We start from the raw sequence: 18,278 nt of genomic DNA, 5'->3' as shown, positions 1-18,278 counted from the left end.
CCATGACCCTACTCGAGTTGGCGGTGCAGGACGTCGAAGCTGCCCGGGTTGCCCGACGCGTCGGCGCGGCGCGTGTCGAGTTGTGCTCAGCCCTGGGCGTGACCGGAGGGTTGACGCCCAGCATCGGCATGATCGAAGCGGTAGCTCAGCAAGGGATCGCCGTGCACCCGCTGGTCCGTTGCCGGCCTGGTGGGTACGTGTACGACGCCGACGAGATCGCGGTGATGGCCAGGGACGTGCGAGCGGCTGTTGCTGCGGGCGCGTCCGGTGTTGTGCTCGGTGCGCTCACGCCCGGCGGGTCCGTCGACCGTCAGGCTTTGGCCCGCATGGTCGACGGAATCGACCGATCCGTAGTCGAGGTGACGTTCCACCGCGCGATGGACATCGTGGACGACTGGGAGAAGGCCCTCGATGTGCTCGTCGAGTCGGGTGTCACCCGCGTCCTCACCTCAGGAGGAGCGCCGCGGTGCATTGACGGACTCGAAGCCCTCTCCGGCATCGTGGCTCGCGCGCGTGGGCGAATCCAGGTGATGGCGGGAGGCGGTATCCGCGTCGAGGATGTAGCCCGCGTCGCGGGCACCGGTGTGGATGCCGTTCACCTTTCCGCCCGCCGGACCGTCGCCGACAGTGGTGGGCCTGGCGGTGGTTCCGGAGGATATGAGACGGTCGACGAATCCTTCGCGCGGGCGGTAGCGGCTCTGGTCGCCTGAGGCGTTGCGGTGCTCCAGGTCTAGACATGCATGGACATCCAACTATAGGATGGGCGACATATTCGACAGCTCCGAAGATTCATCGAGCAAGAAACGGGTCCGCACAATGGTTCAAGAGCTATCCCACTTCGTCGGCGGCAAGCGTGTCCCCGGTACCTCGACCAAGTTCGGCGACGTCTACGACCCCAACACCGGTGAGGTGCAGGCGCGCGTGCCTCTCGCGAACAAGGCCGAGGCGGAGGCGGTCATCGCGAACGCGGTGGATGCTCAGCGGGAGTGGGCCGCGTTCAACCCGCAGAAACGCGCCCGCGTGCTGATGAAGTTCCTCCAGCTCGCGCAGGGGGAAATGGAGTCGCTGGCGCGGCTCCTGTCCTCCGAGCACGGCAAGACCATCCCCGACGCCAAGGGCGACGTTCAGCGCGGTCTCGAGGTCATCGAGTTCGCGCTCGGTGCCCCACACCTGCTGAAGGGCGAATACACCGAATCCGCCGGAGACGGCATCGACGTGTACTCGATGCGTCAGCCACTCGGCGTCGTCGCGGGTATCACGCCGTTCAATTTTCCGGCCATGATTCCGTTGTGGAAGGCTGGCCCCGCGCTGGCGGCCGGCAATGCGTTCATCCTCAAGCCATCCGAGCGCGACCCATCGGTACCGCTGCGTCTGGCCGAGTTGTTCGTCGAGGCAGGCCTGCCGGCAGGGGTGTTCAACGTGGTCAACGGCGACAAGGAGGTCGTCGACGTTCTGCTCACCGATGACCGGATCAAGGCCGTCGGCTTCGTCGGTTCGACGCCGATCGCGCAGTACATCTACGAGACCGCGGCCGCCCACGGCAAGCGTGCTCAGTGCTTCGGCGGTGCCAAGAACCACGCGATCGTCATGCCCGACGCCGACCTCGACGAGGTTGCGGATGCACTCGTCGGCGCCGGATACGGCTCCGCAGGCGAGCGCTGCATGGCGATCTCCGTTGCCGTTCCGGTTGGCGAGGAGACCGCTGATGCTCTCGTCGCCAAGCTCAGTGAGCGGGTGGCCAAGCTGAGGATCGGACGCAGTGACGAAGAGGGAGTCGACTTCGGTCCCCTGGTCGGCAAGGACGCTGTCGAGCGGGTGAACAACTACATCCAGATCGGCCTCGACGAGGGCGCCGAGGCGGTTGTCGACGGTCGCGGCTTCACGCTCGAAGGCCACGAGAACGGCTTCTTCGCAGGCGCGACGCTGTTCGACAAGGTCACTACCGATATGCGCGTCTACAAGGAAGAGATCTTCGGGCCGGTGCTGTTGGTCGCACGGGCCGAGGACTACGAGGAGGCGCTGCGTCTGCCTACCGAGCACGAGTACGGAAATGGTGTCGCGATCTTCACCAGCGACGGCGACACCGCACGCGATTTCACCAACCGTGTGAACGTCGGCATGGTCGGCGTCAACGTTCCGATCCCGGTGCCGATTGCGTACCACACCTTCGGCGGCTGGAAGCGCTCCGGATTCGGCGACCTGAATCAGCACGGTCCCGACTCGTTCCGCTTCTACACCAAGACCAAGACAGTGACACAGCGGTGGCCTGCGGGCAAGAAAGAACAGGCCAACCATTTCGTCATCCCCACGATGAACTGATCGGGTCCGCATGTTCACTTTGACCGACGACGAGCGGGCGATTCGTGACACCGCCCGCGACTTCGCGGCCGAGCAGCTCGCGCCCCACGCGGTGGAATGGGATCAGGCCAAGCACTTCCCGGTGGACGTCCTTCGCAAGGCGGCGTCCCTAGGAATGGGAGGCATCTACATCCGGGGGGACGTGGGCGGGTCGGAACTGACCCGGGTCGACGCCGCCCGGATCTTCGAGCAACTCGCCACGGGATGCCCGTCCATCGCCGCGTACATCTCCATTCACAACATGGTCACCTGGATGATCGACAGGTTCGGCACCGACGAACAGCGACGCATCTGGGTGCCGGGACTGTGCGCGATGGACCAGCTCGGCAGCTACTGCCTGACCGAACCCGGTGCCGGCTCGGACGCAGCGGCACTGAGTACCCGGGCGGTACGCGACGGCGACGACTTCGTGCTCAATGGAGTCAAGCAGTTCATTTCCGGCGCGGGAACCTCAGACGTATACGTGGTGATGGCCCGCACCGGTGACAGCGGCCCGAAGGGTATCTCGGCGTTCATCGTCCCCAAGGATTCGCCGGGCCTGTCTTTCGGGGCCAACGAGGTGAAGATGGGCTGGAACGCACAGCCCACTCGACAGGTCGTCTTCGACGACGTCCGAGTTCCGGTCGCAAACCTTCTGGGCCCCGAAGGTGGCGGGTTCCGGATTGCGATGTCTGGTCTGAATGGCGGCCGGCTGAACATCGCGGCGTGCTCGATCGGCGGCGCGCAGGCTGCGCTCGACAAGGCCGTTGCCTACCTCGCCGAGCGCAAGGCGTTCGGCTCGGCGCTGATCGACTCGCAGGCACTGCAATTCCAGATCGCCGACATGCGCACAGAACTCGAGGCGGCGCGGACCCTGCTGTGGCGGGCTGCGGCTGCGCTGGACGAGGGCGCCGCCGATGTCGTCGAGCTGTGTGCGATGGCCAAGCGATTCGCCACGGACACAGGGTTCGACGTCGCCAACAAGGCTCTGCAGCTGCACGGCGGATACGGCTATCTTGCGGAGTACGGAATCGAGAAGATCGTCCGCGACCTCCGTGTCCACCAGATTCTCGAGGGTAGCAACGAGATCATGAGGGTGATAATCGCCCGGAGCATCGTCGGGGGAGCAGGACAGGGAAAGCAAGGAGCACCATGACAGGCACCGATACCGAGCCCGAAGTTCTGGTCGAGAAGAGCCACGGGTTGGGCCGCATCATTCTCAATCGGCCCAAGGCGATCAACGCGCTGAACCACTCGATGGTGCGAGAGATCGCCGCCGCCCTCATCGAATGGTCCGATGACGACGAGGTACGCGCGGTGGTGCTCACCGGTGCCGGCGAGCGAGGCCTGTGCGCCGGCGGCGACATCGTGTCCGTCTACCACGACGCCAAGAAAGAGGGTGGGGGCACGGCCTCGCGTGAGTTCTGGCGCGACGAGTACATCCTCAACGCGGCCATCGCGAACTACACCAAGCCGTATGTTGCGATCATGGACGGCATCGTCATGGGCGGGGGCGTCGGTGTCTCGGCGCACGGCAGCGTCCGCATCGTTACCGAGCGCTCGATGATCGGCATGCCCGAGACCGGGATCGGATTCGTCCCCGACATCGGCGGCACCTATCTTCTCGCCCGCACGCCGGGAGAATTGGGTACACACATCGCGCTCACCACCGCGCGGCTCAGTGCGGGTGACGCGATCGCGTGTGGGTTCGCCGACCACTTCATCCCTTCGAGCAAGATCGCCCTGTTCGTCGAGGGGTTGTCGACGATGTCGGTGGACGAGGCGCTCGACGAATTCGCCGAACCGGCCCCGGCCTCGGATCTACTTGCGCAACAGAGCTGGATCGACGCCGCATATTCGGCTGACGAGCTCTCCGAAATCGTCGCCCGCCTTCGTAGTAGCGGCGTCCCGGAAGCGGCGAAGGCGGCCGCACAGGTGCTGTCGAAGTCGCCGACCGCATGCGCGGTCACGTTGGCTTCGCTGCGCCGTGCACGGGCCGCGAACAGCCTCGAGGAAGTGCTGAACGAAGAGTTCCGCGTCTCCGTAGCGTGCCTGGGATCTCATGACCTGGTCGAGGGAATTCGAGCGCAGGTTGTCGAAAAGGATCGCAATCCGCAGTGGTCTCCGGCCACGATCGAAGAGGTCGACGACGATCGGGTCGACTCGTTCTTCGCTCCGCTCGGCGACCTCGAACTCGGGCTCACGCCGCAGCAGACACCGCACTGATCAGCAGCCACCAGCGTCCAGGAGGGACTCTATGAGCACTACTGTCGGATTTCTGGGACTCGGACACATGGGCGGCCCGATGGCGGCCAACCTCGTGAAGGCCGGCCACACCGTGATCGGGTTCGACCCCGTACCTTCCGCACTCGAGCAGGCCGCGAAAGATGGTGCCACCGCAGCCAATTCTGCGGTCGACGCGGTGCGTGATGCGGACGTCGTCATCACGATGCTGCCGAGCGGCAAGCACGTCCTCGATCTCTACGGCGAGATCCTGTCGGCCGCGAAGCCGGGCACGCTCTTCATCGACTCGTCCACCATCGACGTCGCCGATGCGCGTGCCGCCCACGATGCGGCCGGCAAAGCCGGACACCGGGCGGTCGACGCCCCGGTGTCCGGTGGTGTGGTGGGCGCGACGGCGGGCACGCTGGCCTTCATGGTCGGCGGGTCGGTGGATGCCTTCGACGCCGCAAAGCCGCTGCTCGACGTGATGGGCAAGAAGGTCGTTCACTGCGGCGACCCGGGCAACGGTCAGGCCGCCAAGATCTGCAACAACATGATCTTGGGTGTATCGATGATCGCGATCAGCGAGGCGTTCGTCCTCGGCGAGAAGCTGGGCTTGAGCAATCAGGCGCTGTTCGACGTGGCCTCGAACGCGTCGGGCCAGTGCTGGGCTCTCACCAACAACTGTCCCGTTCCAGGGCCGGTTCCAGCCAGCCCCGCCAATCGGGACTACCAACCCGGGTTCGCTGCCGCACTGATGGACAAGGATCTCGGGCTTGCGGCAAACGCGGTGCGTGCCAACGGTGTGGAGGCGGAACTCGGACTGCACGCGGCCGACATCTACAGTAGGTTTCACGCTTCCGGGAGCGGTGGACGGGACTTCTCGGCCATCGTCAACGACATTCGCCAACGTTCCAGCGAGGTAGGCCAGTGACCGATTTCGAGACCATTCTGCTCGACCGAAAGGGACGCGTAGGGATCATTACCCTCAACCGTCCGAAGGCGCTCAACGCCCTGAATTCGACACTGATGCGCGAGGTCGTCGGGGCAGTGGAGGAGTTGGAGGGCGATTCCGAGATCGGGTCCATCCTGATCACCGGTTCCGATCGTGCGTTCGCGGCCGGTGCAGACATCAAGGAGATGCAGCCGAAGTCCTATATGGACGTCTACCTCGACGACTTCTTCGCGGCGTGGGATCGTCTCGCGGCGACGCGCAAGCCGACGATTGCGGCAGTCGCCGGCTACGCGCTCGGTGGGGGATGCGAACTCGCCATGCTGTGCGACATCCTGATCGCCGCGGACACCGCGAAGTTCGGTCAGCCCGAGATCAAGCTCGGCGTCATCCCCGGCATCGGTGGATCGCAGCGCCTGACGCGTGCGGTGGGTAAGGCCAAGGCCATGGACCTGTGCCTGACCGGCCGGAACATGGACGCCGAAGAGGCCGAGCGTGCGGGGTTGGTGTCGCGCATCGTGCCCGCCGCTGATCTTTTAGACGAGGCCCTGAAGACGGCAACCACCATCGCCGATATGTCTCTTCCCGTCGCGATGATGGCGAAGGAAGCGGTCAACCGGTCATTCGAGACCACCCTCACCGAGGGTGTGCGTTTCGAACGTCGCGTGTTCCATTCGACGTTCGCGACGGAGGATCAGAAGGAAGGCATGGCGGCCTTCGTCGAGAAGCGTTCACCAGTTTTCAAACACCGCTAGACTCTGCTGGCTGGACCCGTGCTGACGAACATCGGCCCGCACCGACGCCTTCGGTGTGCGCCGATTGTGTTGTCACCACCTGCCGGGCGTGTCTCCGGTGTCGAAATCTCCTGCTTCTCGGCGTAGTTCGGCAAGGATCGCGACGAGTTGCTCGAGCTTGTCACCGGACACTCCAGGCTGCGAGAACACCTGTGAGTTGAGCCGTTCGGTCGACTCGACAGCGAGTTTCCTTCCCTCATCGGTAATTTCGATGAGAGTAGCCCGGCGGTCACTCGGGTGTGGCACGCGTCGAACGAGTTTCGCGGCTTCGAGGCGGTCGACCGCATTCGTGACGCTGGTGGGGTGGACCTGGAGGCGTGCGCTCGCCTTTGCCATCGGCAGGGCGCCCGTGCGGGTGAATGTGAGCAGGGTCAGAAGCTCGTACCGGGCAAACGTGAGCCCCGACGGCTTGAGTACCTCTTCGACCCGGGCCATCATGATCTGCTGCGCGCGCATTACCGAGGTCACCGCGGCCATGCCGTCCGCGACGTCGCCCCAGCCGTGCTTTGTCCACTGCCGATGGGCCTCTTCGATGGGATCGAGATGAAGTGGTGACGGTGGTGGCATGTCTCGATCATCCCACGTGGGGCATTTGAGCGCTGTCATGCTGCCGCCGACGGCACGTGTGTTGATCGGATCGGCCGTCTCATCCCCGTCGTGCCATAGGTCCGTGCCATCATTGCCTGATGGCACCGAAGGCCCGGATCACTACGTTCACGCGGGACTCGATGGTCTTCGATGTTCGCGACGAGGGACCGATCGGTGGGGTTCCGGTGGTTCTTCTGCACGGATTCCCGCAAGATTCGCGGTCACGGAACGCGCTGGCGCCCTTGCTGCATCAGCGGGGCTTTCGCACTCTCGCCCCAGATCAGCGGGGTTATTCGCCAGGGGCGCGGCCACGGCCGAGATGGGCGTACCGTCTCTCGGAGTTGCAGCAGGACGTCGTGACCCTCATCGATCAGGCAGGACTGGGCCCGGTGCATCTCGTCGGACACGACTGGGGCGCGGTGGTGGCGTGGGATGTGGCGGCCGCGCGGCCCGACCTTGTACGCACCCTGACGGCGCTCTCGGTGCCGCACCCGGCAGCTTTCGTGCGGGCGCTACTCACCAGCAACCAGATCGTGAAGTCCTGGTACATGTTTGCTTTTCAGTTCCCTTGGATACCGGAGCGGTTGATGTCCGAGAACGGGCTCGTATACCGGAAACTGCGCGCGAGCGGTCAATCGGCCTCCGCTGCGCATCGTGACCTCGAGCCGATGCAGGACCGGGCGCGAGCACGAGGTGCACTGAACTGGTACCGCGCCCTACCCTTCGCCGCCTTCCGATTGTCTTCCGGAAAGGTGCGGGTGCCCACTCTGTTCGTGTGGAGCGACGGCGATATCGCGATCGGACCGGTGGGACCGGAGCTGTCGTCGCGATTCGTCGATGCCCCGTACACCTACGAGGTGCTCCGCGAGGTCAGCCACTGGATTCCGGACGAGGCGGCCGATCGACTCGACGAACTGGTCGCAAACCACGTGCGCCATCGGTCGTGACGGTGTGCCTGCCACGACCGACGACAGTGGACATCACTTGGACGCGGTGAACTGATAGCCGGCGAATCTCTCGTCCACCTGTTGGGCCGTCAGCCCGAACTCCTCGAGGGTGTATTGGTGTGAGGGTCGCCGGTCGCCGCTGCGACTCTCCGCGTGCATCGCCTCCATGGCGGTTTGGGCAGCCGCGCCGAGTTGAAGGCCGAAGTGCGTGTACACCCCTTCGACAGTGTCGAGCGGATCTGCCACGAAATCCGTGTAGTCGACGTCGAGGAACTGCGCGGGATCGTATTTGGCCCGGGCGCGCGTGAACTCCTCGAGCCCTCTGGCCCACAGTTCGAGCTGGCTCTCGCCGATGACGCTGCCCCGGAACTTCTCCGACCAGCCGCTCGTGGCCTGTTCCGCAAGGCTGCACACCGACGGGACGATGGTGCGCGGCGGACGGTGAGTCTGGATGATCAGCGCGTCCGGATAGACCGCCAGCAGTTCGTCGAGCGCGAACAGGTGGCTGGGGTTCTTCAGCACCCACCGGCGATCCTGATCGTGGAGGCCGATGAGCTGGAGGTTCTTCCTGTGTCGCTGGTAGGCGTTGGTCCAGTCCTGCTGCTCGAGCCACTGGGAGTAGGTGGGCAGGTGCGCCAGGCATTCGTAGGAGATGGACTTGAATGTCTGCCGCAGCAGTTGCCAGCACTCCTCGACCTCGCCGGCAGACATGTAGTGCACTCCCATGAACTCGGGTCGTTCGATGTGATGCCGGCTGAAGGACTCCTCGATCTTCGCGAACACGGGATTCGACGCCCAGGTCTCGCGCGGTGGTCGCGGTTGGGGCATCTCGGTCAACCACATCTCGAGGCCCTGATGCGACGGGTCCGCGGTGAGCAAGCGGTGCAGCGCCGTGGTTCCGGTGCGTGGGAGTCCGGTGACGAAGATGGGTCGTTCGATCTGGACCTCCGCGTGCTCGGGGTTCGCTTTCCACGCCGCTTCGCTGAGCAGGCGTGCCACAAGAGCGCCGCGGAGGAAGACGCGAGAAACCTTGCTGCCGAGAGGGGTCAACTGCTCGTCGGAGTGGTAGGAGTCCAACAGAACACCGAGGGCCTCGGTGTAGTCGTCGGTGCCGAAGTCGGTCATTCCGGTCCGGCGCGTGGCCGACGCGTGGAGATCGGCGACGGTGCCGACGGTGGTGCGTTCACTCATGGTTGTCCGCGCTTTCGATCGCTAGTGGTGGAATTCGCCGCAGTTGACATCGAGGCACTGGCCGGTGATCGCTGCTGCCATCGGCGAGGCGAGGAAGATCACGGCGTCCGCGATCTCGTCGCCCTCGGGTAGGCGTTTCAGGTCGGTGTTCGCCGCGGTGTGTTCGTAGATCTGATCCACAGTGATTCCGTACTTCTCGGCCTGGTGGGCGAAGTACTGTTTCAGTGTGTCGCCCCAGATATATCCGGGAGCAACGGAATTGACCCGGATCCCCTGCGGGCCCAGCTCTGTTGAGAGGGACTGGGACATGGCCAGGAGGGCAGCCTTCGCCATCTTGTAACTGCCGTACCGCTCCTGGGAGTGCCTCAGCACCATCGAGTTGATGTTCACCACGGCGCCGTGTGCCTCGGCGAGAGCGGGAGTGAACAACTGCGTGAGACGCAACGCCCCCAGCACCGTCAGTTCGAAGCTGCCACGGATGTGGTCGAAATCGGTGCGGGCCAGTGGTTTCATCGACGGTACCGAGAACGCGTTGTTGATCAACACATCCACCTTGCCGTACGCGTCCACCGCTGTGGACACCAGATTTTCCGCCGAGACCTGATCGGTGATGTCGGTCGGAACCGTCACTGCCCGTTGACCCAGGGCGACGACCTCCTTGGCCACTTCTTCGAGCCGCGTAGCGGTGCGGGCGGCCAGCACCACGTCGGCTCCGGCACCAGCGCAGCGGACGGCGAGTGTGGTTCCCAGGGCCGGTCCGACACCGGATATGACGACTACCTTGCCCTGCAACAGTTTCGATTCGGTCACCGTGATCACCCCAGCATCCGGTCGGCCACGGCGGCTTGCCGTGCGGCGATGCGCGCAGCGAAGTCCTGAGCGGAAATCTTGTTCGCGTCGAAGTAGGGCAGCTTGCGGTGAATTTCGTCGAAATGTACGACCTCGATGTGTGGACCGTCGTCGGCGGACAGTTCACGGGACACGCGTTGCCAGCGGAACTGCAGGTAGCCGCGGAGGTGCCCGACGGTTTCGATCCAGTTGGTGATGCCCGGATTTCGCTCGCTGACGACAAGGCGGATCTTGCCGTCTGGATCCACCTGGGACTGTGACGCGTTCAGAGAAGTCTGGTGGTTGATGTAGTCGAGGGAGATGTACCACATGCTGCCGAGCTGAAATCCCTGGTACGGCACGTCGGCCTTCGGCACGGTGATGACGATGGCCTCGTCCTCGGCAAGCTCGTAGTGCCCGACGGACGAGTACTGAGTGGCCAACCCTCCCGGGGTGAGCCGTGGCTCGGTCATCGTATTCACCGGAAGGTTCAGGTAGAACCACTCGGGGAACTTCAGCCAGGTCTTCACCCTCGAGACGAGGGCGCGACCCGCGCGCGTGTAACGCTTCTCGACCGCCTCGCGGGTCAACGGGGCGGGTGCGGTACCCGCTGTGTCGGCACGCGCGATTCGGAGGGTGCCACGCCGCTGGCTCCAGTCGCTGTATACCTCGCGAACTACCAACTGCGAAGAACCCGGCGCGAGTGTGAAGTAGCCCCGACGGCCGGTATTCTCGCTCGGACCGAATCGAACCTCGAAGGAACCGTCGGGCGCGATGTCGATTTCTCGGTCGTCGAATGCCGACACGCTCCCGGGAACTTCTGCGGCGGTGTAGTTTCCGCTGAGTACCTGAAAGCTCAGATCCGCGGTCGTGCCTCGTGTCCCGGTCACGACGTACTCGACGTCGTCGCTGATCCTCGCGCCGAAGTACAGGGTGTCGGGATTGTCGAGCCCCATTTTCATGTACGGTCCGGTGCCCGAGATGAACGTCGGGTGTGATCTCTCGGTGGCCCAGGCCGCGTGCGTCGTGGCGAGAATGCCGCCGGCGAGGTACTGGTAACCCTCGAGCAGATCTTGTTCGGTGCGGATGTGGGGGGCGCCTTCGATCAGTTTCTCTGCCTCGGCCATGGCGTCGGCGAATGCGTCGGTCAGCACACCGTGCTCCTCACGATGGAGTGGTACAAATATGTACCTGAGTGGTAGAACAATGATGAACCGAGAATAGAACGCGTTCTAAGGAGTGGTCAATGGGGCACGAGGACGAGACGGTGGACAAGGTGAGGGGGCGCCGGTCGCCGCCTACCGAACGCGTCGTGCAGGTGCTCGACTTTCTGGTGGCGCGCAAGGATCAGCGATTCGGACTGTCGGACCTGGCCCGGCAACTCGGTATCAGCAAACCGACATGCCTGGGTATTCTCACCGAACTCGCCCGCGGCGGATACCTGGTCCGCGATCCGGTGTCGAAGACATACGGCCTCGGGCCGGCGCTCATCGCGGCGGGCCGTGCTGCTCAGCGGGGGTTCGCCGCCGGACCGGTCGCGCGTACACATCTTGCCGCCCTCACCGACGAGTTCCTGACCACGTGCACGGCCTCGGCGGTGGTCGGTGATCGCATAGCGGTGCTGGAACTGACCAGCCCGCCCGGGGTGCGTGCCGCGGTCAAGGTCGGTGAGATGTATCCGTTCGCGCCGCCGGTCGGGCTGATGTACGTGCTGTGGGACGGCGACGAGGCACTGGAGTCGTGGCTGCGCCGGGAACCTACCCTGCCGGTTCGGCTCGACCGGGACCGGTTGCGCGAGGTCGTCGACGAATGCTCCCGCACCGGGTATCTCGTGGAGACCCTCACACCCGTCGGGCAACGTTTGCACACGCTCATGGCTGGGGTGGCCGCGCACGATCTGCCGCCGGAGCTGCGGGCAGTTCTCGGCGAGATGGTCTCGAGCCTGGGGGAGCGGGTGTACCTGGAAGCTGAACATGCCGATCCCGAAGCGCCGCACCCGGTCAGTCTCATTGCTGCGCCGACCTACGACGCCGAGGGGCATCAGGCGATGGTTCTGACCCTCTATGTGGGTGCTGAGCTCGGTGCGTCCGAAATCGCGCGCAGGGGCAAGGCACTCGCCGCGGCGGCGGATGCGATCACGACGGAGGTAGGCGGACGCAGGCCCCGCTGAAGCGACCTCGTCGAAGCGAGGCATTGACCAATATTTGAAACACGTTCTATTCTCGGATGCGAGATCATTTTCGAACCGATTTGGTCCAAATATGGACCAATGGCACGGTATGACACTCGCACCGAGGAGCCGCCCATGACCGCTTCGACCACACCGCCCCTGTACGAGCTATCTCACCTCGGCGCGCTCGAAGCCGAAGCCGTTCACATCTTCCGAGAGGTGGCGGCCACATTCGAGCGCCCGGTGCTGCTGTTCTCCGGCGGCAAGGACTCGGTGGTTATGCTCCACGTCGCCGCAAAGGCGTTCTGGCCGGCGCCGCTTCCGTTCGCGGTAATGCACGTCGACACCGGTCACAACTTCGACGAGGTCATCGAGTTCCGCGACCGGACTGTCGATCGACTGGGTCTAGGGATGGTCGTGTCGAGTGTTCAGGACGATATCGAAGCCGGACGGGTCAGCGAAGAGACGGGCCCGCACGCGAGTCGCAACCGCCTCCAGACCACCACACTGCTGCGTGGCATCAGGGACAACAACTTCGATGCAGTCTTCGGTGGCGCCCGCCGCGACGAGGAGAAGGCCCGAGCCAAAGAGAGAGTCTTCAGTTTCCGAGATGCGTTCGGGCAGTGGGATCCGCGGGCGCAGCGCCCCGAGCTCTGGAGTCTGTACAACGGTCGGCACCGCAAGGGCGAGCACATTCGGGTGTTCCCATTGTCGAACTGGACCGAACTCGATATCTGGCAGTACATCAGCGAGCAGCGGATCGAACTGCCTTCGCTGTATTACGCGCATCGCCGTCAGGTTGTGCCTCGCGATGGAATGCTGTTGGCCCACACACGGTTTCTCACACTCCTTCCCGGGGATGAGCCGTACGACGCGCTCGTGCGTTTCCGGACGGTCGGAGACGCCACCTGTACGGGATGTGTCGAGTCATCGGCAACGAGCGCCGAGGCTGTCGTCACCGAGGTGGCGGCGAGCAGATTGACCGAGCGCGGCGCCACCCGCGCGGACGACCGGATCTCCGAAGCCGGTATGGAAGACCGCAAGAAGGAAGGGTACTTCTGATGCCGCAGCTACTCCGCGTCGCGACGGCAGGCAGCGTCGACGACGGCAAGTCCACCCTCATCGGCCGCCTGCTCTACGACTCGAAGGCGATCTTCGAGGATCAACTCGCGGCGGTCGAACGTACCAGTCGTGAGCGCGGTGACGATCACGCGAACCTGGCTCTGCTCACCGACGGTCTGCGTGCCGAACGCGAACAGGGCATCACCATCGACGTCGCCCATCGCTACTTCGCCACTCCGCATCGCAAGTTCATCATCGCGGACACACCGGGTCACGAGCAGTACACGCGGAACATGGTGACCGGCGCCTCGACCGCCGACCTGGCTCTGATTCTCGTCGACGCCCGCAAGGGAATTCTCGAGCAGACTCGCCGCCATGCCTTCATTGCCAGCCTCCTCGGAATTCCCCACCTCGTGCTGTGTGTCAACAAGATGGACCTCGTCGGATGGTCCGAAGAGCGGTTCGAGGAGATCAAGGAGGAGTTCCGGCGATTCGCGATCAAGCTCGAGGTCCACGACCTCACCTTCATCCCGGTCTCGGCGCTGCGCGGCGACAACATCGCGCAGCGAACGGTCAACATGCCTTGGTACGAGGGTGCGTCACTGCTGCACCACCTCGAACAGGTGCACGTGGCGTCCGACCGCAATCTCATCGACGCCCGGATTCCTGTGCAGTACGTGGTCCGGCCGGGGCGCCAGACCGATCCTGCCCTGCACGACTTCCGCGGGTATGCGGGCACGGTTGCCAGTGGTGTGTTCAAGCCGGGCGACGAGGTGGTGGTGTTGCCGTCGGGGTTCACCTCGAAGATCAGCGCGATCTGGGGGCCGGGGGGAGCGGGTCTGAGCGAGGCTTTCGCCGCGTCTGCAGTCTGCGTGCAACTGGCCGATCAGCTGGATGTGAGCCGCGGAGATATGTTGTGTCGCCCCAACAATCGACCTCTGGTCGGGCAGGAACTCGATGCGATGGTCTGCTGGTTCAGTGAGCAATCCTCGATGAAACCGGACGCTCGTTACACGCTGCTGCACACCACGAGGGCGACCAAGGCGTCCGTGGTTCGGCTGGACTACCGGCTCGACGTCAACACTCTGCATCGCGACGAGGCTGCGCAGTCTCTCTCGCTCAACGAGATCGGTCGCATCCAGTTGAAGACGTCGCAGCCGTTGATGTTCGACCCGTACCGCCGCAACCATGTGACCGGCAGTTTCATCCTCGTCGACGAGTCGACGCACAACACTGTCGCCGCGGGCATGATCACGGGGCCGACGCTGTCGAAGTCCAAGGTGGTCTGGCACGCCGCTGCGGTACAACGAGAGGAACGGGCAACTCGCGGGCTCACGGTCTGGCTCACCGGGCTCTCGGCTTCTGGGAAATCGACGGTCGCGGTGGAGTTGGAGCGGCGTCTGGTCGCTTCCGGTGTGCCTGCCTACCGTCTCGACGGGGACAACCTGCGGCACAGCCTCAACGAGGACCTGGGATTCAGTGCGGAGGATCGCGACGAGAACGTGCGACGCGTCGGCGCGGTTGCGCAATTGATGGCAGACTCCGGCGTCGTCGCGATCGCATCGCTGATCAGCCCGTATCGCGCGCAGCGAGAACGCGTACGGGAAGAGCATCGCGCCGCGGGCCTGGAATTCATCGAGGTATACGTCGATACCCCGATAGAGCAGTGTGAGGCGCGAGATCCCAAGGGCATGTATGCGAAGGCGCGGGCGGGGGAGATCAGGGGGTTCACCGGAGTGGACGACCCGTACGAGGCACCCACGAACGCCGAACTGGTGCTCCGTCCCGAGGACGGTACTCCTGCCGAACAAGCCGCGAAGATTATGGAATTGTTGAAGGCGTGACCACTGACGCACGACTCGCCGCCGACATCGCATCCGGTGCCGGAGCCCTTCTGCTGGACATTCGCGCCGCCGGGCTGGGATCGGATGCGCGCGAGCTCGGCAGGAGGGGTGACGTCGCCGCTGACGCCTATATTCTCGGCAAACTCTTCGCCGAGAGGCCGGATGACGCGATCCTCTCGGAGGAGTCTGCAGACGATCCGGTGCGACTCGAGAGTTCGCGGGTGTGGATCATCGACCCACTCGACGGTTCCAAGGAATACGGGATCCCAGGACGTTCGGACTGGGCTGTGCACATTGCGCTGTGGGAACGCGATCGCGGAATCACCGCGGCGGCGGTGGCGCAACCGGCGCTCGGCGCCGTCTATGTCAGTGACGACGATTCGCACGCCGTGCATGCCGAACGGATTCCGGCGCGCCCACGCATTGTCGTGAGTGCGAGCCGACCTCCCGACTTCGTCGATGCCGTCGCGACGGCGATCGGCGCGGAGGTCTCGACCATGGGGTCCGCGGGCGCGAAGGCGATGGCTGTGCTCCGCGGCGAGGTGGACGCCTATATCCATTCCGGCGGACAGTGGGAATGGGACTCGGCGGCACCGGTGGGTGTCGCCATGGCCGCGGGCCTGCACTGTTCCCGGATCGACGGAACTCCCATGACCTACAACGAGTCCCATCCCTACCTTCCCGACCTTCTGATCTGCCGGCCGGAGTTGGCGCAGCCTCTACTTGCCGCGATTGCCGAGCACGCCGGCGATACGGCCGACACCGGGCGGGTGGCGATGGCCCGGGCCTATATCGATGCACTCGTCAGCCACGACGCCACCAAGGTGCGCCTCGCCGCTGATGCATGGCGGGTGGAGAACGGCCAGCGCACCGGCGAGTCGGGTGAATTCATCCGGGACGAGCTGGAGAACGGCTTCCAGTACCAGGCCATCCAGGCCGTGCGGGATCTGTCGTTCCACGAGTGGGGTGACAATGTAGTGGCCCGATTCGAGCTCGACCTGGGAGCGACGCCGAGCGATGTCACATCGGTTCGGATAACGGAGCATTTCGCGATCCCGGCTGGGGAGATTCAATCTGTCATGGCCATCATCGAACCGTCAGCGATCAATAGGGAGAGTCAATGACCCCGGATCAACTGATCACCCAATTCTGCGCAGAATGGCTCGAACCGGATCCGGCCAGAATCGCAGAGTACTTCTCGGAAGATGCTGTATACCATAATATTCCGATGGAACCCGTCACCGGACGTGAGGCGATTCGCGAGTTCATCGCCGGGTTCGTCGGGGCTTTCGGCGCCATCGACTTCCAAGTGAAGCGGCAGATTGCTGACGGGGGGCACGGACCCGACCCACAGCAGTCGAGCGGGGTGGTGATGAACGAGAGAATCGACGTGTTGAACCTGGGTGGAACGGCCGTCGAACTGCCCGTCGTCGGAGTCTTCGAGATCATCGACGGCAAGATCGCCAGTTGGCGCGACTATTTCGACATGGCCCCTATCCGGGCCGCTACCGGCGCGAAATAGGCGGTCGTAGGAATCCGGAAGACACTCCGAACTAAATGTTGACGTCAAATTCAAGTTAGCCCTACCCTTACCCCAGGAGTATGACGACAGTCACACCCGGAGAGGGCGAGCCTTCATGACCCAGATCAACACCGTCCGCGGTCCCGTCGACAGCGCTGAACTCGGACGCACGTACATGCATGAACACGTGTTCGTACTGACGCCGGACGTGCAGCAGAACTACCCGGACGAGTGGGGGAGCGAGGAGGAACGGGTCGCAGACGCGGTGGCGAAGTTGCGGGCGCTCTCCGAGCAAGGTGTCCGCACCATCGTCGATCCGACCGTTGTCGGTCTCGGTCGCTACATTCCGCGAATCCAGCGGGTCGCCGAGCAGCTACCTGAGCTGAATATCGTTGCGGCAACCGGGCTGTACACCTACGACGACGTGCCGTTCTTCTTTCACTACCGAGGTCCGGCGCTAGATGCTGTGGTCGGTGCGAGTGTTCCCGACCCCATGGTCGACATGTTCGTCAAAGACATCGAAGAGGGAATCGCCGACACGGGGGTTCGTGCCGGGTTGCTCAAGTGCGCGATCGATGAGCAGGGGGCGACGCCGGGAGTGGAACGAGTTATGCGGGCAATCGCGAAGGCGCACCGGCGCACCGGGGTTCCGATCACGGTGCACACCCATCCGGGCCACGAGACCGGTCTGCATGTCAAACGTGTGATGTGCGACGAGGAGGGGGTGCGACCGGACCGGATCGTACTCGGACACAGCGGCGACAGTACAGACGTCGAGCATCTGACCGAACTGGCCGAGGCTGGGTTCATCCTCGGAATGGACAGGTTCGGGATCAATCTCGAGACCACGTTCGAAGCGCGAGCCGAAACGCTCATCGAGATGTGCCGTAGAGGGTTCGCCAGCCAGATGGTGCTGTCTCAGGATGCCTCCTGCTACATCGACTGGATCGACCCCAACGTGATCGCGGCCCTGCCACAGTGGCACTACCTCCACATCGAGAACGATGTGCTGCCCTATGTCCGAGAGCGAGGTGTCACAGAGAAGATGATTACGGAAATGCTGGTGGAGGTCCCGAGGCGATACTTCGAGAACGTCGAACCGTACTGACATGTCGAGTCCGCGAACCGCGCACGCGGTGCCGGTTACCGCACGGGGCGTTCGCACTCGGGACCGTCTGGTCGCGGCGGCCCGCGTGGTCTTCGAGCGTGCGGGCTATCTAGACGCCCGCCTTGTCGACATCAGTAAGGAGGCAGGGCTTTCCACCGGGTCGTTCTATACCTACTTCGCCAACAAGGAGGAGGTATTTGCGGCCGTGGTCGAGGTGACTCAGAACGATCTTCTGCACCCGGGTATGGGGCGTGTCGAGGACGAGGCTGATGTTCACGCAGTTGTGGAAGCGAGTATCGGTGCCTATCTTCACGCGTGGCGCCGGAATGCGCGACTGCTGGCTCTGCTCGAGCAGGTTGCACACGTCGACCCCAACTTCCGTGATCTGGCACGGCAACGGGACGACGTGTTCTTCGAGCGCAACGCGCGGTCGATTGCCGACCTCCAGGTTCGTGGTGTCGCAGACTCCTCCCTGGACCCGATGCTCACGTCGAAGGCGTTGTCCGAGATGGTCGGAAGGGTGGCCTACAGCTACTTCACCGGACCACCCAGTGAACAGGAATCGATCACGGTCGATCAATTGACCGCCGGCCTGGCGCGGATGTGGACCAACGCGTTGCGGATTCCGGACCGCGCCCGGGGTCGATGAACGTCTGGGTGGCGACCACGTTCGCTACTCGTCAGTAGATCGAGTTCCGTTGTTGCGGGTGAG

18 protein-coding genes are annotated in these 18,278 nt (G+C 64.0%); 14 read left to right on the top strand and 4 right to left on the bottom strand.

Annotated elements, in window-relative coordinates:
- Positions 1–2: 2 nt before the first annotated feature.
- From BFN03_RS11460 to BFN03_RS11435, 6 genes are all read left to right on the top strand, one after another.
- Positions 3–710, top strand: a complete 708-nt coding sequence (locus BFN03_RS11460; protein ID WP_070379107.1) for a copper homeostasis protein CutC — start codon at positions 3–5, stop codon at positions 708–710.
- Between the two features lie 106 nt (positions 711–816).
- On the top strand, positions 817–2,319 hold the full coding sequence (locus tag BFN03_RS11455; RefSeq protein WP_070379106.1) for a CoA-acylating methylmalonate-semialdehyde dehydrogenase: 1,503 nt from the start codon (positions 817–819) through the stop codon (positions 2,317–2,319).
- A 10-nt stretch (positions 2,320–2,329) separates the two neighbouring features.
- Complete coding sequence (locus BFN03_RS11450; RefSeq protein ID WP_070379105.1) at positions 2,330–3,493, top strand: isobutyryl-CoA dehydrogenase; 1,164 nt, start codon at positions 2,330–2,332, stop codon at positions 3,491–3,493.
- On the top strand, positions 3,490–4,563 hold the full coding sequence (locus tag BFN03_RS11445; RefSeq protein WP_070379104.1) for an enoyl-CoA hydratase/isomerase family protein: 1,074 nt from the start codon (positions 3,490–3,492) through the stop codon (positions 4,561–4,563). The genes BFN03_RS11450 and BFN03_RS11445 overlap by 4 nt, the downstream gene beginning before the upstream one ends.
- Entirely contained in the window at positions 4,448–5,494 is a 1,047-nt protein-coding gene (gene mmsB, locus BFN03_RS11440) for a 3-hydroxyisobutyrate dehydrogenase (protein WP_269748464.1), read from the top strand. The genes BFN03_RS11445 and mmsB overlap by 116 nt, the downstream gene beginning before the upstream one ends.
- A complete protein-coding gene (locus BFN03_RS11435; protein WP_070379102.1) occupies positions 5,491–6,267 on the top strand; it encodes an enoyl-CoA hydratase in 777 nt (258 codons plus the stop codon). The genes mmsB and BFN03_RS11435 overlap by 4 nt, the downstream gene beginning before the upstream one ends.
- Positions 6,268–6,339: 72 nt before the next feature.
- On the opposite strand, the gene BFN03_RS11430 is transcribed toward BFN03_RS11435, so the two are convergent.
- The gene (locus tag BFN03_RS11430) at positions 6,340–6,873 is read right to left on the bottom strand and encodes a MarR family winged helix-turn-helix transcriptional regulator (RefSeq protein WP_070379101.1); all 534 of its coding nucleotides are present in this window, start codon (positions 6,871–6,873) and stop codon (positions 6,340–6,342) included.
- Between the two features lie 119 nt (positions 6,874–6,992).
- Between BFN03_RS11430 and BFN03_RS11425 the strand changes: the two genes are divergently transcribed.
- Complete coding sequence (locus BFN03_RS11425) at positions 6,993–7,841, top strand: alpha/beta fold hydrolase (RefSeq protein ID WP_070379100.1); 849 nt, start codon at positions 6,993–6,995, stop codon at positions 7,839–7,841.
- Positions 7,842–7,874: 33 nt separating this feature from the next.
- Here BFN03_RS11425 and BFN03_RS11420 read toward each other — a convergent pair whose 3' ends face one another.
- The 3 genes from BFN03_RS11420 to BFN03_RS11410 are packed head-to-tail and all read right to left on the bottom strand — an operon-like array spanning position 7,875 to position 11,014.
- A complete protein-coding gene (locus tag BFN03_RS11420; RefSeq protein ID WP_070379099.1) occupies positions 7,875–9,032 on the bottom strand; it encodes a sulfotransferase family protein in 1,158 nt (385 codons plus the stop codon).
- Positions 9,033–9,053: 21 nt separating this feature from the next.
- Complete coding sequence (locus BFN03_RS11415; protein ID WP_070380841.1) at positions 9,054–9,842, bottom strand: SDR family oxidoreductase; 789 nt, start codon at positions 9,840–9,842, stop codon at positions 9,054–9,056.
- A 5-nt stretch (positions 9,843–9,847) separates the two neighbouring features.
- Complete coding sequence (locus BFN03_RS11410) at positions 9,848–11,014, bottom strand: hypothetical protein (RefSeq protein WP_070379098.1); 1,167 nt, start codon at positions 11,012–11,014, stop codon at positions 9,848–9,850.
- Positions 11,015–11,106: 92 nt separating this feature from the next.
- On the opposite strand from BFN03_RS11410, the gene BFN03_RS11405 reads away from it, so the two are divergent.
- The 7 genes from BFN03_RS11405 to BFN03_RS11375 all read left to right on the top strand — a co-directional run bounded on the left by BFN03_RS11405 (position 11,107) and on the right by BFN03_RS11375 (position 18,215).
- Complete coding sequence (locus tag BFN03_RS11405) at positions 11,107–12,030, top strand: helix-turn-helix domain-containing protein (protein WP_070379097.1); 924 nt, start codon at positions 11,107–11,109, stop codon at positions 12,028–12,030.
- Between the two features lie 135 nt (positions 12,031–12,165).
- Positions 12,166–13,092: a sulfate adenylyltransferase subunit CysD gene (gene cysD / locus BFN03_RS11400; RefSeq protein ID WP_070380840.1), complete on the top strand. Its 927-nt coding sequence runs from the start codon at positions 12,166–12,168 to the stop codon at positions 13,090–13,092.
- Positions 13,092–14,936 carry an adenylyl-sulfate kinase gene (gene cysC / locus BFN03_RS11395; protein WP_070379096.1) on the top strand — a complete coding sequence of 615 codons (1,845 nt, stop codon included), beginning with the start codon at positions 13,092–13,094 and terminating at the stop codon, positions 14,934–14,936. Before cysD ends, cysC begins: the two co-directional genes overlap by 1 nt.
- On the top strand, positions 14,933–16,060 hold the full coding sequence (locus tag BFN03_RS11390) for a 3'(2'),5'-bisphosphate nucleotidase CysQ (RefSeq protein ID WP_070379095.1): 1,128 nt from the start codon (positions 14,933–14,935) through the stop codon (positions 16,058–16,060). Before cysC ends, BFN03_RS11390 begins: the two co-directional genes overlap by 4 nt.
- A complete protein-coding gene (locus tag BFN03_RS11385; RefSeq protein WP_070379094.1) occupies positions 16,057–16,458 on the top strand; it encodes a nuclear transport factor 2 family protein in 402 nt (133 codons plus the stop codon). Before BFN03_RS11390 ends, BFN03_RS11385 begins: the two co-directional genes overlap by 4 nt.
- A 115-nt stretch (positions 16,459–16,573) precedes the next feature.
- Complete coding sequence (locus BFN03_RS11380; RefSeq protein WP_070379093.1) at positions 16,574–17,566, top strand: phosphotriesterase family protein; 993 nt, start codon at positions 16,574–16,576, stop codon at positions 17,564–17,566.
- Position 17,567: 1 nt separating this feature from the next.
- Positions 17,568–18,215: a TetR/AcrR family transcriptional regulator gene (locus BFN03_RS11375; RefSeq protein WP_070379092.1), complete on the top strand. Its 648-nt coding sequence runs from the start codon at positions 17,568–17,570 to the stop codon at positions 18,213–18,215.
- Positions 18,216–18,278 lie beyond the last annotated feature (63 nt).

The sequence above is a fragment of the Rhodococcus sp. WMMA185 genome, assembly GCF_001767395.1.
In the GTDB taxonomy this organism is placed as follows: Bacteria; Actinomycetota; Actinomycetes; order Mycobacteriales; family Mycobacteriaceae; genus Rhodococcus_F.
Note: the sequence above shows the minus strand (reverse complement) of the source record. Positions and strands in the feature narration are given on the sequence as shown.